Origin of the sequence: Grimontia celer (assembly GCF_900055185.1) — a bacterium.
Lineage (GTDB): Bacteria > Pseudomonadota > Gammaproteobacteria > Enterobacterales > Vibrionaceae > Enterovibrio > Enterovibrio celer.
In genome coordinates this window covers 1320900-1334588 of the sequence record NZ_FIZX01000001.1, presented here as the reverse complement: position 1 = coordinate 1334588, position 13689 = coordinate 1320900, and the positions used below count along the sequence as shown (strand labels likewise).

The 13689-nt window shown below is 47.4% G+C and carries 12 protein-coding genes and 1 pseudogene; 6 read left to right on the top strand and 7 right to left on the bottom strand.

What is annotated here, in order from left to right; translation table 11 throughout:
* Positions 1-19: 19 nt before the first annotated feature.
* Genes GCE9029_RS05940 through GCE9029_RS05930 form a run of 3 tightly spaced genes read left to right on the top strand, consistent with a single transcriptional unit; the run spans position 20 to position 4365 of the window.
* Positions 20-1015 carry an MvdC/MvdD family ATP grasp protein gene (locus GCE9029_RS05940; protein ID WP_062661686.1) on the top strand — a complete coding sequence of 332 codons (996 nt, stop codon included), beginning with the start codon at positions 20-22 and terminating at the stop codon, positions 1013-1015.
* 4 nt (positions 1016-1019) lie between these two features.
* Entirely contained in the window at positions 1020-2258 is a 1239-nt protein-coding gene (locus tag GCE9029_RS05935) for a beta-barrel domain-containing protein (protein ID WP_062661684.1), read from the top strand.
* 1 nt (position 2259) lies between these two features.
* Positions 2260-4365 carry a peptidase domain-containing ABC transporter gene (locus GCE9029_RS05930; protein ID WP_082804288.1) on the top strand — a complete coding sequence of 702 codons (2106 nt, stop codon included), beginning with the start codon at positions 2260-2262 and terminating at the stop codon, positions 4363-4365.
* Here the strand turns inward: GCE9029_RS05930 and GCE9029_RS05925 are convergent.
* Both GCE9029_RS05925 and GCE9029_RS05920 read right to left on the bottom strand, forming a co-directional pair.
* A complete protein-coding gene (locus GCE9029_RS05925) occupies positions 4360-5352 on the bottom strand; it encodes a DUF3080 family protein (RefSeq protein WP_062661682.1) in 993 nt (330 codons plus the stop codon). The two genes, GCE9029_RS05930 and GCE9029_RS05925, sit on opposite strands and share 6 nt — an antisense overlap.
* 110 nt (positions 5353-5462) lie before the next feature.
* Entirely contained in the window at positions 5463-6833 is a 1371-nt protein-coding gene (locus tag GCE9029_RS05920; protein ID WP_062661680.1) for an MATE family efflux transporter, read from the bottom strand.
* 154 nt (positions 6834-6987) lie between these two features.
* On the opposite strand from GCE9029_RS05920, the gene GCE9029_RS05915 reads away from it, so the two are divergent.
* Positions 6988-7599, top strand: coding sequence for a riboflavin synthase (locus GCE9029_RS05915; protein ID WP_062661678.1), 612 nt, complete (start codon positions 6988-6990; stop codon positions 7597-7599).
* 75 nt (positions 7600-7674) lie between these two features.
* Here the strand turns inward: GCE9029_RS05915 and GCE9029_RS05910 are convergent, their stop codons facing one another.
* From GCE9029_RS05910 to hutU, 5 genes and pseudogenes are all read right to left on the bottom strand, one after another.
* On the bottom strand, positions 7675-7878 hold the full coding sequence (locus tag GCE9029_RS05910; protein ID WP_062661675.1) for a CPXCG motif-containing cysteine-rich protein: 204 nt from the start codon (positions 7876-7878) through the stop codon (positions 7675-7677).
* A 318-nt stretch (positions 7879-8196) separates the two neighbouring features.
* Positions 8197-8847, bottom strand: coding sequence for a hexitol phosphatase HxpB (gene hxpB, locus GCE9029_RS05905; RefSeq protein ID WP_062661673.1), 651 nt, complete (start codon positions 8845-8847; stop codon positions 8197-8199).
* 69 nt (positions 8848-8916) lie between these two features.
* On the bottom strand, positions 8917-9780 hold the full coding sequence (locus tag GCE9029_RS05900; protein ID WP_062661671.1) for a fructosamine kinase family protein: 864 nt from the start codon (positions 9778-9780) through the stop codon (positions 8917-8919).
* A 167-nt stretch (positions 9781-9947) separates the two neighbouring features.
* Positions 9948-11480 carry a histidine ammonia-lyase gene (gene hutH / locus GCE9029_RS05895; protein ID WP_062661669.1) on the bottom strand — a complete coding sequence of 511 codons (1533 nt, stop codon included), beginning with the start codon at positions 11478-11480 and terminating at the stop codon, positions 9948-9950.
* Between the two features lie 13 nt (positions 11481-11493).
* Positions 11494-12792 (bottom strand): annotated as a pseudogene (hutU, locus tag GCE9029_RS05890) (urocanate hydratase); the annotation flags it as partial.
* 38 nt (positions 12793-12830) lie between these two features.
* On the opposite strand from hutU, the gene GCE9029_RS05885 reads away from it, so the two are divergent.
* Positions 12831-13364 (top strand): hypothetical protein, encoded by a 534-nt coding sequence (locus tag GCE9029_RS05885; protein ID WP_062661667.1) that lies wholly within the window; start codon positions 12831-12833, stop codon positions 13362-13364.
* A gap of 9 nt (positions 13365-13373) precedes the next feature.
* A complete protein-coding gene (locus tag GCE9029_RS05880) occupies positions 13374-13625 on the top strand; it encodes a hypothetical protein (protein ID WP_062661665.1) in 252 nt (83 codons plus the stop codon).
* Positions 13626-13689 lie beyond the last annotated feature (64 nt).

The window sequence follows — 13689 nt, the reverse complement described above, 5'->3', positions numbered from 1 at the left end:
TGAGGTTTAAGGAAGTAGTGTGAAAAAGAATAAAGTCGTTATCGTGACACATTCAAACGATAACCCATCCATTGATGTTGTCTCTGAATACCTCAAAGAAAGGGGCGTACAAGCCGTTCGGCTTAATTCCGACTTATTCCCGACCCAAGTAACGATAGAGAACCACCAAACTAACGAAGGCTCCAATAATCGTCTTATTACCGAAGAGGGTATTGAAGTAGAAAGCGGTGATGTATTCGCGCTGTGGTATCGCCGTTTTCAGCCTGCCAAAGGATTACCCAAGGACATGGAAGCGTCATTTAAAGGACCTTCCGCTGAGGAGAGTAAAAGGACTCTGCTCGGCTACATGGACAGCCTTGATTGTTTCAAGTTGGATGACTACTGGTCTATTCGCCACGCTTCAAACAAAGAATTTCAATTGATGTTGGCGCGTAAAGTCGGTCTCGATCTTCCCAACACGCTGACAACCAACTCCCCAAAAGCGGTGCGAGAGTTTTATCACGCGAACCAAGGGAACATTATCACCAAGATGCAGACGTCTTTTTCTGTTTGGGAAGACGGGCAAGAGCAAGTGGTGTTTACCAACAAGATTGAAGAGCCACACCTGGAGCAATTAGAGAGTCTCAATCTGTGCCCTATGGTGTTTCAGGCGCACATTGAAAAAGAAGTCGAACTGCGTGCGACCATCGTTGGTAATAATGTCTTTTGCGCGGCGATCAATCCCAATGAAATCTCAGGCATGGAGTTGGATTGGCGTAAGCGAGGGCAACATACTCTAGATAAGTGGATGCCTTATGAGTTGCCGCAAGACATCAGTGACAAGCTGGTTCAATTAACTGTGGCTCTCGGTCTTAACTACGGGGCGGCGGACATCATTGTGACGCCAAAAGGTGAGTACAAATTCCTGGAAATTAACCCTTGTGGTGAATTCTATTGGATGGATGCTTTCCAGCAACTGGGTATCTGCGAAGCGATTGCCGAAAACCTGCTTGCTGGCGGTCGCCGTAAGGTCTGATTGTTTGAGCCAGTTATATCGTCAAGCCGTCTTAGATGCCCGAAAGCAACGCCTTCAGGGTGAAGTGTTGCTGCTGCAACCCATGTCTTTGACCCTCACTATTTTCCTCTTGGTTGGCGCCACGACCCTGATTGCACTCTTTCTTGCTTTTGCTGAGTACAGCCGTAAAGAGACGGTTCAGGGATATCTCGTCCCTGACCTCGGCGTTATCCAGTCTGTTTCTCTGAATGAAGGCATCATCGAGCGTGTCCATGTGACGGATGGCGAGCATGTAAAACATGGAAAGCCATTGGTGACCATTCGCTCGAAAAGCGAGCTTGAAAGTGGTGTCGATGTCAACGCGAGCACGTTAGAAGAACTTCAAACCCAGATTGCAGCGATCTCTCAGGAAATAGCCCACCAACAGGCGCTTCACGAAAAAGTCATGCATAAACAACGGCAGTGGCTTTCAGATTTGAATGCAGAACTTACGGCCATCGAAGGGCGAAAAAATCTGATAGAGCGAAAGATGATATTGGCGAAAGAGGAACATTCGCTGCATCAACGTCTGTTCGATGATGGTCACATCTCCGCACAAACGATGCGGGTTGAACTGGGCGAGTTGCTTGACCTTCAAACTCAGCAACAGCGGATTCTGGCAGAGGAGCTTGCCCTGAGGAAAAACCGTAATACTGCTATTTCAGATCTCGCTATGCTGCCGGAAGAGTATCAATTGAATTTACTTGAACGCCAGAAAGAGCAGTCTTCACTCAGACAACGGTACAGTATGGCGCTGGCTAACCATCGTCATGTTCTGACGGCGAATCAGGATGGTTATGTCTCCGGTATTTTTGCCACAAATGGTGAAGCTGTCAGGGAAGGTGAGCGGTTAATCAGCATCATCCCGGAGGAGGCGACCTTGGTCGCTGAGCTCATGCTACCAACGCGTTCGGCGGGATTTGTTCAAACGGGAGACTTGGTAAAGATCCGTCTCGATGCATTTCCTTATCAGCGTTTTGGTTACGTAGAAGGCACAGTGTCTTTGATTGATAGCGTACTGATTCAACAAGAGAATGCTGTTTTTCCGATTTCGGAACCTTCTTATCGGATTCGGGTGACCCTGAAACAAGCTGTGATAGAGCAGGGCAGCCATGAATACCCTTTAAAAAATGGCCTCAGGCTGGAAGCTGACATTGTGCTGGAAAGCCGCAGTATTTTGGGTTGGATTCTTGAGCCACTCTACGGCTTATTAGGGAAAATTTAGTATGCAGGTCGTCGACCAGGATCCTCATATCACTTCATTGATCGAGTACTCCGGTAAGAAGTCGGTCAAGCCTATCTTGCAAACTGAAGCAGCAGAGTGCGGCCTTGCCTGTCTTGCTATGGTCTCAAGCTATCATGGTCACAAGCTGGATATGCCTTCAGTGCGGAAACGTTTTTCTGCAGGCCTAAGTGGGATGACCGTTCATCATCTTATTCAGGCGGCCGACAAACTGAATCTTGCTGCCAGAGCCATCAAATGCCCGCTCGAAAGTGTGGGGAAGCTAAGCTTGCCCTGTATTCTCCACTGGGATTTAAACCACTTTGTGGTATTAACCGGAGTAAAGAAAAACCAGATCTTCATCAATGATCCTGCAACAGGGCCGAAGGTGCTATCCGTTGCATCATTTAGCGAGAAGTACACAGGCATTGCTGTGGAGCTTATGCCAACATCCGACTTCAAGAAAGCCGATGAACGGCAGAAGATGTCTTTAACGCAACTGTGGACAAAGATTTCGGGCTTTACCGGTGCGCTAACTAGTCTGATTGTATTGTCTATCTTGCTTCAAATCTTTGTGTTGGCGAATCCCTATTATATCCAGCTTGTGCTTGATGAGGTCATCGTTCGCTACGACGATGTTTTGCTCATTGTGCTCGCTCTGGGTTTCAGTTTGGTGCTTCTGTTCAGCACGATCACGACCGCGATTCGGAGCTGGCTGATCTTACGATTATCGAGTCAACTGAACCTGCAAATGGGGGCAAATCTACTTCGCCATTTACTGCGTTTACCGATGAGCTTTTTCGAAACGCGCCATGTGGGTGATATCGTTTCCCGCTTTGGTTCTCTTTCTGATATTCGCGAGAGAATGACGACGGGCCTGGTCGAAACTGTTGTTGATGGCGTGATGTCGACGACGGTTTTGATTGTAATGCTGATTTACAGCCCCACATTAACTGCGGTTGTCATCTCGGTTGTGCTCATATATCTAGCTTTGCGTTTGATGATGTTCAGAAGGCTGAAACAGGTCACTGAAGCCTCAATCGAAGCCAAAGCCAAAGAGCAAAGTCAGTTTCTTGAAACCGTTCGGGGAATGCAAACTGTCAGGCTCTTTAACGCAGAATCCACGCGTCAGAGTCACTGGCAGAATCTGTATGGGTCAGTGATCAATTCGGATATCCGTCTTGGCAGACTGAATATTGGTTTTGAGGCGGCCAGGCAGTTCCTTTTCGGATTGGAACATATCATCGTGATCTATCTGGCGGCGACGGGCGTGATGAACGGCTCTCTGACTGTGGGTATGGTATTCGCGTTTTTGGCTTATAAAGCGCAATTAACCACGCGTTTTACCGCCTTAATCGAGCAATTGATCTTGTTCAAGATGATGCGCCTACACCTTGACCGTATTGCTGATATCGCTATGCACGAACAGGAAGCGCACAGAGACAATGGTCGGGAAATCGAACGGTTAGGCGGGGAAATTGAGTTGGTGAACGTTTCCTTCCGCTATTCTGAACAGTCAGATTATCTCTTCAAAAATATTAACCTACGCATAGCACCGGGCGAGTGTGTGGCTATTGTCGGTCCTTCGGGTTGCGGTAAGTCGACCTTGATAAAAATTATGCTGGGCCTGCTGCAGCCTACATCCGGCCAGGTACGAGTGGGTGGTGAGGATATCAAGGACATTGGTTTGGTGAACTACCGGAAATTGATTGCTTCTGTTATGCAGGATGATGTTCTCCTTAGCGGGAGCATTGAAGATAACATTGCTTTCTTTTCACCCGAACCCAATCAAGAATTGATTTACCAGTGTGCTTATTTTGCTGATATTCATCAGGACATCACTCGCCTACCCATGGGTTACCAAAGCTTAATTGCTGACATGGGATCCAACCTTTCTGGTGGGCAGATGCAGCGCCTTTTGTTGGCTAGGGCTTTGTATAGACAACCCGCGATACTTTACCTTGATGAAGCAACCAGTAGTTTGGATGTTGAACGAGAGCGGAATGTAACACGGAATATTACTTCTTTGCCTCTCACCAGGGTCATGATTGCCCACCGTCCAGAGACGATTCAAAGCGCTGATAGAATTATTGATATGGCTGCGCTATAGCTTCACATTGCAGCGTTTAAACAACTGTTGCCAGTACCCAACATGATCTTTTACTGCTTGTTGGAAATTCTGATAGTGGTTACCGGCAAAATAGGCGTCGTTATAGCTCAAGAAAATTTCATTTTCTGGTAATTGCCTGTGAAGGGTTTCCAGCGCAGGCTGAGCATCGAGGTAAAGCCCGTTAATCTTCGATAGGTACGGTTGTACTTCGCCTATGAAAAACTTGTCGAACACGTTTCTCAGATAATTTAGGCGGGTTGGGTCGCGGTTTGCGCCGCAGATGACCAAGAGGTCATCGCGATAAAGCTGTTTGGTGATGGTGTTAAGCCAGCGGGTACTTTCATCCATTGAGTGAAAAACAGAGCCAAGATAACGCTGCTTCTCAATAGGCTCCTGTAGCGAAACAATGTCGGCGTCCCGCTCGGAAAGATTGGCGTATGCGTTGATGGCCAGAAGCGCTTCACTGTGAGGGAAGGGTTTATCAGGCGCAATCAGGCTAACACTTGCAGGTGTGAGTTGCTGACGCCATGCGTCACTGCTGACCAGTGTGTTCCAGTAAACGGTACTAAGTTGCCGTTGCTTCTGTTTTTGTGCGTTGAGTAATTGTTCGCGAAGGGCATCGCTTTCGACGTCTGCTAGACAAAGTTCAAGTGTGTTTAATAGCGATACTTCGTAGTTAAGCTGCCTGAAGGCGTCCTGAACCTTGCCGAGAATAGAGTTTCTGTCAGCGATTAACTGAAACAGTCCGCATTCTCTTAGTTCGTAGGCATCCAGCAAACCCATACGGACATCATCAACGGGCAGTTTTAAGTCGCGTTTTCTCGGGAGTTCAATGTAGGCGCTTTTTTCCAGAGGCAGAGGTTCGGTATTTACAACATTGGCGAGACGGCTTTGATAGTTTTCAAATTGCGCACGTGCCTTGTCTGATTCCAGACAACCTGAAAGCATGAACAGGGCAGTGATGAAGACAACAATTCGTATAACCATTTTCTAGCATTTAGAAGAAATCATAGTCATGGTACGAAGTATAAAAGATGCGGGATCCAAAAAGAAAATCCCGGCATCAGTACCGGGATTTTGAAGAAAGTTAGAGAGGATTATTTCTCTGCCATTGCCAGTTGGAATTCATCCGATTGTTTGCGAATCCAGCGTAGGCGAATACCCAGCAGAATTGCGGCGGAAGTGAGGCCAATAATAATACCTACCCAGAAACCGTATGCGCCCATAGGTTCTACTATCCAATCCGTCATACCCAGGATGTAGCCAATTGGCACGCCCAGAATCCAGTAAGCAACAAAAGTACGCTCGAAGATGGCGCGCATGTCTTTGTAGCCACGCAACGCACCTGCTGCGACTACCTGAATGGAATCGGTACATTGATAGACCGCTGCCAAAAGCATCAGATTAGCAGCAATAGCAACCACTTCAGGATTGCTGTTGTAGAGGTGGATGATTGGCTCTCGGAAAATAACCGTCAGTGTTGCGGTCACAACAGCTGTGCTCAAGCCGATCAAAATACCCAGTTTGGCCGCGCGGGCGGCACCCTCGGTTGATTTTTCACCCAACTGATGGCTCACTCGAATACTGACCGCCGTACCAAGGCTCATTGGCAGCATGAAAATCATCGACGAGAAGTTAATCGCGATTTGGTGCGCGGCGACAACAGTCGAACCCAATGGCGCAATTAATAGGGCAATCACAGCAAACAGCGTTACTTCAAAGAATATAGCGGCAGCGACTGGCAGCCCCATTTTGAAAATTCGCCATAGTGCTGGAAAATCAGGTTTTGAAAAGTCTGCAAAAGCGTTTACGCGCTGAAGACGTTTGTTCAGCTTGATGTAGATAAACATGGAAATCAGCATCAGCCAATAAACAATGGTGGTTGCAACACCACAGCCAACGGCGCCGAGTTCAGGTGCCCCGAATTTGCCGTAAACGAAAATCCAGTTCAGTGGTACGTTGGCAGCCAAACCGATAAAGCCAATGACCATTGCCGGTACGGTCAGTGACATACCTTCAGCAAGGTTGCGAAGTACCTGAAACAGTAGAAAAGCAGGCACAGCCAGAATCACAGCATAAAGATAACCGATCGTTTTCTCTGCAAGTGCTGCTTCAACTTCCATGTAGTTAACGATGTGACCCGCATTGTAAAGCACCAGAGCGATAGGCACGGATAGCATCAATGCCATGTAAACGCCTTGCTGCACCTGGAAAGGTATTTTTGCCTGACGGCCAGAACCGTTTAACTGGGCAATGATCGGAACCATTGCTAAGAGGATACCAATACCAAAGAGGATAGAAGGTAGCCAAACACTGGTTGCCACGGCAACAGCTGCCATGTCGGTTGCGCTGACGCCACCGGCCATAACGGTATCGACAAAGCCCATGGAAGTTTGCGCGAGCTGCGCAATGAAGACAGGGATCCCCAGTTTAATGATGGATTTGGCTTCCAGGCGGTAGTTTTGCACCTATGACTCCGGAAAGAAAAGTGAGGCTGAAAAAGGAGTTGTATTATACGTTTGCATTGTAAAGCGACAATGGATACTTTTGGGAATTCGCTAAGATTTAGTGTTTTGTTTGCATCATAGTTAATACAGCCAGATGCTGTTATCAGGAATTGTTATGTTTACAGGTATTGTTCAAACCACCTCAGAAATCATTCAGGTAGAAAAAAAGAAAGATTTTCAGAGCCATGCACTCAGATTTGATGAAGAGATGCGTAAAGGGTTGGAAATTGGCGCGTCAGTAGCGCATAACGGCTGTTGTTTGACCGTGACCAAAATCGACGGTGATCTGGTGTGGTTTGATTTGATGCAGGCAACATTGGCACTGACCAATCTTGGAAAGGTTCAAGAAGGCGATAAAGTGAATCTTGAACGTGCAGCTAAATTCGGTGATGAAATTGGTGGTCACTCTATGTCTGGACACATTATGTGTACCGCCGAAGTGGTTGATGTTATTGAGTCAGAGAACAATCGCCAGGTATGGTTCGAGGTGCCTGCAAACATCTCCAAGTATGTTTTTGATAAAGGCTATATTGGTATTGACGGTATCAGCCTGACTATTGGCGCTGTTGAAGGTAACCGATTCTGCGTCAATCTAATCCCAGAAACACTGCAGCGAACCAATATGGGCTGGCGAGAGAAGGGTGACTGGGTGAACATTGAGGTCGACCCACAAACACAGGCGGTGGTTGATACCGTTGAAAGGGTACTTGCTGCGAAACAAGCCTAAGTCTTGTTCAGTGATTGCCTAAAAATGAAAAAGCCAGCTACAGCTGGCTTTTCTTATATCGACTGCCTGAAAATTTTAGAAAATCTGCTCGTCGTCAGCATCTACGAATAAGTTGATGGTTTTGTGCTGAGAATCGATGATGAGATTCAAATGAATAGCGTTACAGCATGCCGGGCAATCGTCATAAAATTCCTGATCACCGCCGCTGGTATCCAAAGTAATGCGAATCCTGTGTCCACAGTGCGGACAATCGATCCCTCTTTCAGTAAAGTTTTGCATGTTCAACTCCCTATCTGAACTGCGAGCCTATTACATGACGATGCAAAGATAGCTGTTTCTTGAACCGTCCATGTGTTTCCATTCTAAGAACCCAAGAATGTTTGCTCAGTGAAATAAGAACAAAGTATGACCGAGCACCGAAAATCGCTTTTAATTATTAGGTTAAGAAATGATTTGTAACAGATGTATCCGGTGTTCTGAATGGGATACGTAAGAAAGTATTACAGAGTGTGAGTGTGGGTTGCGAACTGTGAATAACGTTCAAGAAGGGAATGAAACGACAGGGCAAAACTCGACATTTTGCCCTTATATTAGAGATTAAGCCCCTAGCATTTCCGTGCTTAATTCGTCTAGCGAGTTAAGTTTTACGTCGCTGATCACCCAACGCTCCTGTGCAGCAACCTCATGTTCTGGCACGACAACTGTACGCATCTGAGCTGCTTTTGCTGCCAATAGGCCAGTGAAAGAATCTTCTAATGCAATACAGTTTTGAGGGTCGATCCCTAAGCTTTCCGCAGCATTTAAATACACTTCTGGGTGCGGCTTGCCATATTTAAGGTGTTCAGCAGAGTGGCATTGCTCAAACCACGAAGCGATACCCAACGCTTCCAAAGAGGCATTGATGAGTTTCATGGGGGAAGAGGATGCCAATGCAATGCGTAGATTCGCCTCTCTACAGAGCGTTAGTGCGTGCATCACACCAGGTTTCATGGGTTTATGAATCGAAACCAGCTCAATCACTTTGTCGAGGATCATATCGCACACTTCATCACAAGAAGGGCCTTTCCAGCCTTGAGTGTTGTAATAGTGCTTAACAATCTGATCAATGCGAATGCCCGTGGTATCGATGGTGTCCTGGCGGGTGATTTTTACCCCCAGACTTTGAAAAACAGCAAGCTCTGCATCTTGCCAAAAGGGTTCTGAATCGACCAAAAGGCCGTCCATATCGAAAATAGCTGCTTGGATCATAAAGGTTCCCTAAAACGAAAAAAGGCGCCAAAGCGCCTTATTTTGACTGATGATTTCGTTACAGGAAAATCAATTCAGCTCGAGTTTGTTGATCAGTGCCTCGGTTTCTGCCAAATAAGGACCACCAAACAGTAAGCAATGATTGAGCATGTGGTAGAGATTGTAGAGGTCTTTACGTTCTTCAAATCCTCCATCAAGAGGCCAAACTTCTTCATATCCCTTGTAAAACTCTTCAGGGAATCCGCCAAAGAGATGGGTCATGGCAATGTCTACTTCACGATCTCCCCAATAACAGGCAGGGTCGTATACGATTGGACCATTCATGGTTGATGAGGCATTTCCTTTCCATAGATCGCCGTGCACTAAGCTTGCCTTTGGCTGATGGCCATTGAGGCGTTCTTTCACTGCTTCAACAATACTTTCCACATCCCCAAATGACATGCCTTTTTCTTCTGCTAATTGAAGTTGCAAGCCGATACGGTGGTCAGCAAAAAAGTTTGCCCATTTGCGGTGCCAGCTATTTCGTTGCTCTGTGGTGCCAATAAAGTTATCTATATCAAAGCCATATTCCAACTGCTCGCCCCATTGGTGAAGACGGGCGAGATCTTTACCCAAAAGGTAGGCGTTTTCAGCGTCGAGTTGTTTCATGGGAATGTAATCAAGCACTAACACTGATTTCTCTTTGATGATGCCAAGGTAAATCACTTGAGGAATAGATACTTCGCTACTGTTGGCAAGATGGCGAAGGCTTTCTGCTTCGGCTTCGAAAACGGGCAAGTTGTCTCGTGAATTCACTTTCACAAAGAAGCGCATATTCCCGCTGGCAATGGCGTAGCACTCGTTGATGTCACCACCATCGATAGGGGTCTTTTCTTCGACTTCAAATTGCTGACCCAGAGCGAGCGAAAGCTGAACTGAGAGCGAATGCCACATAAGTGCACCTCTTCATGACGATGAAATTTGGTGTGATAACAAAATAGTAGCGCAATTCAGTGAGAGTGATATGTGTCTAATCCCACAATCTGTGTCGGTTTTTTGAATTTTGGTGGAAATAAGACAAAGCCCCGTAAAAACGGGGCGTTAGAGAACGAAATACGGCCTTAGAAGCTGGGCAACAACTTGTTCGGCATGTATTTGTTGTGGCTGGCTTCCAGAAGATGGGCGTTTGCTTTCTCTATATCTGGCGCGAAGTATCTGTCTTTGTCGTAGAAGATGACGTGACTTCTTAGTTCTGCCTTGATTTGTTCTAGGCGTTGAGAGGTTTTCAGCGGTGCTCGGAAATCCAAGCCCTGACATGCGGCGAGCAACTCTACCGCCAGAATGCCGCGAGTGTTATCTGCCATCTCTGCAAGACGACGTCCTGCGAATGTTGCCATCGACACGTGGTCTTCCTGATTGGCTGATGTTGGCAGGCTATCTACAGAAGCAGGGTGTGCCAGTGTTTTGTTTTCACTGGCTAACGCCGCAGAGGTCACCTGTGCGATCATAAAACCGCTGTTGACACCGCCATTATCGACAAGAAACGGAGGAAGCTTGCTTAAGCCGCTATCGATAAGTAATGCCATACGTCTTTCAGACAAACTGCCGATTTCAGCAATTGCCAATGCAAGATTGTCGGCTGCCATGGCAACGGGCTCGGCGTGGAAGTTACCACCTGAAATGATGTCACCGTCATCGCAGAACACCAGTGGGTTGTCTGACACTGAGTTTGCTTCAATTTCGAGGACATCTGCGGCATGTCGGATTTGCTGAAGGCATGCGCCCATCACCTGAGGTTGGCAGCGCAGAGAGTAGGGATCCTGCACTTTTTCACAGCCTTGGTGGCTGTCGCCAACTTCACTGCTGGTGTCCAACAGGTGACGGTAAGCATCTGCTGCATCCATTTGAGCTCGGTGACCGCGTACGCGGTGAATGCGAGGATCAAACGGACGGCGGCTGCCTAATGCCGCTTCAACGGAAAGGGCGCCACAAGCCGTTGCCGAGGCAAACAGATCCTCTGCGGCAAAGAGTCCTTCCAAAGCAAACGCGGTTGAGGCTTGTGTGCCATTCAACAGTGCCAAACCTTCTTTGGGACCGAGTGTGATCGGCTCTAAACCGGCAATTTTCAGTGCCATCGCGCCGGAGATGACTTCGCCTTTGTGTCTTGCTTGGCCTTCGCCCAACAGAACCGTACTCATGTGGGCGAGGGGAGCCAAATCACCTGATGCGCCGACAGAGCCTTTCTTGGGAATGCAGGGGAAAACTTCCGCATTAATGAGCTTTGCCAGAGCTTCAACAACCGAATAGCGAATACCGGAATAACCACGGGCGAGGCTTGAGATTTTCAAAACCATCATCAAGCGAACAGTGGCATCATCCATGAAATCGCCAATACCTGCGGCATGAGAAAGCACTATCGAACGTTGCAGAGTTTCAAGGTCTTCCAATTCAATACGAGTATTGGCAAGAAGGCCAAAACCCGTGTTGATGCCATAAACGACACGGCCTTTATCGAGTACGCTGGCAACGGTATCGACGCTTTCTTGCATGGTTTCAGCTACACCTTCGGCAAACTGAACCTGCGTAGGTTCACGACTGATAAGGCGAAGATCTTTGAGTGTTAGCGCACCCGGAATGAGCGTTAGTTTATTCATTTTTATTGGCCCCTTACTGCTTAACCGGAACGTTTGGAAGGTCTAGCAAAGGTAAGTCAAGTTGTTGTTCTTTCGCGCAGTTTATCGCGATACCGTATCCGGCATCTGCATGGCGCATCACACCGGTGGCAGGGTCGTTGTGCAAGACGCGCCCAACACGTTTTGCTGCATCGTCGGTACCGTCACACACGATCACCACGCCAGAGTGTTGCGAGAAGCCCATGCCAACGCCACCGCCATGGTGCAGTGACACCCAAGTTGCTCCCGAAGCAGTATTAAGCAGCGCATTGAGCAGGGGCCAATCTGATACAGCATCAGAGCCGTCCATCATGCCTTCTGTTTCTCTATTTGGACTTGCGACTGAACCAGAGTCCAAGTGGTCTCGGCCGATGACGACCGGCGCTTTCAGTTCGCCATTTTTCACCATTTCGTTAAAGGCTAGGCCAAGGCGAGCGCGATCCTTTAAGCCAACCCAACAAATACGTGCAGGTAAGCCTTGGAATTGGATGCGTTCGCGCGCCATATCCAGCCAGTTATGAAGGTGAGGGTTATCTGGGATCAGTTCTTTGACTTTCTGGTCTGTTTTATAGATATCTTCCGGATCGCCAGACAAGGCAGCCCAGCGGAAAGGACCGATGCCCTGACAGAAAAGAGGACGTATGTACGCCGGAACAAAACCCGGAAAATCGAATGCGTTTTCGACGCCTTTTTCGAGAGCCATTTGGCGGATGTTGTTGCCGTAATCCAACGTCGCTGCACCGCGTGATTGCAGAGTGAGCATAGCTTTGACCTGTTCTGCCATAGACGCTTTGGCGGCATCAATCACCGCAGCCTCGTCGGCTTTGCGCTTTTCTGCCGCATCTTCCATGGTCCAGCCTAACGGTAAGTAACCATTTAGCGGATCGTGCGCTGAAGTTTGGTCGGTCACTACATCGGGTGTAATACCGCGCTCGACGAGTTGCGCGAAGATATCAGCCGCATTACCAAGCAGACCAATGGAGAGTGGCTTGTTGTCATCGATTGATTGTTGAAGGATGGAGAGCGCTTCATCCAAATCTGTGGCTTTTCTGTCAACGTATCCGGTACGAAGTCGGTAATCGATTCGGCTTTCATCACATTCAACCGCAATCATAGAGAAACCTGCCATGGTTGCAGCCAAAGGCTGCGCACCACCCATGCCACCAAGACCACCGGTCAGTACCCAACGACCTTTCGCTTCACCACCAAAGTGTTTCTTGGCAACGGCCACAAAGGTTTCATAGGTACCTTGAACGATGCCTTGTGAGCCAATGTAGATCCAGCTTCCAGCCGTGTCAGAAATTAGTTAACACCCAGTTGGAGAAACACAGAATGAAAGCATTAACTAACGAACAGAAACCACAAACGCAACTAGATAAGCTATTGCTAAAGATTCAGGACAAGACAACAACAGAGCGTCAACTCCAAAACATGTTGAAGAATTGCCGCACTGCTAAAAGCTGTATTCTCGAAAGAAATATGATTGAAGGCGTATTGCTTGCGCGTCTCAACAAGTCAGTTCAAACAGATAAAACGGGCGTAGTAGAACACGACCTATTGATAGACGTATTGCACGAATCAGCCCTACACAACGACCTATCACGCAACAGCAGCAAGAACGCGGTAAAAGTTGGCGGAGCTTGCCAAGCTGGAACGGCTTCTATCTATCTGTACCTATCAACACGTATTGATAACCGAAAGTGCCAGATTGCTATCACCCAATTCAAGGGCGAAGAGAAGCGCGTATATGTATCGGTTGGCATTGGTCAGCACTCACGCAAAGTATACGAGCAGCCATTGAACGAACAGAACCTAGCTAAAGCAAGTTGCTTGTATCAGTTAGAACTTGAAACCGTGTGCTTATAGGGGGCTGGTATGTTGATTATTGAAACTCTAGAGCAAGCAATACAAAAGGCAAGTGGCGTAGAACTGAAAACCGAACAGGTAACAGTAGGAAGCAAAACTAAGCGCGTTATAGGCGTAAAGGCTCAAATCGGTTCTATTACCTATTTCGCGCAAATGAATAGCGCAAAGGGTGTTTTAGTTGCTGTAAGAAGGGGTATTAAGGATTTAAGAACACATAACTTTGAAATCGTATTCAACCAACTTTGTGAGGTGAAAGGATGAATATTGCAAAACGCTTTCTTAATGTAATGGCTGTTCTTTTATTGGCGTGTCCTGCTTTCTCTAT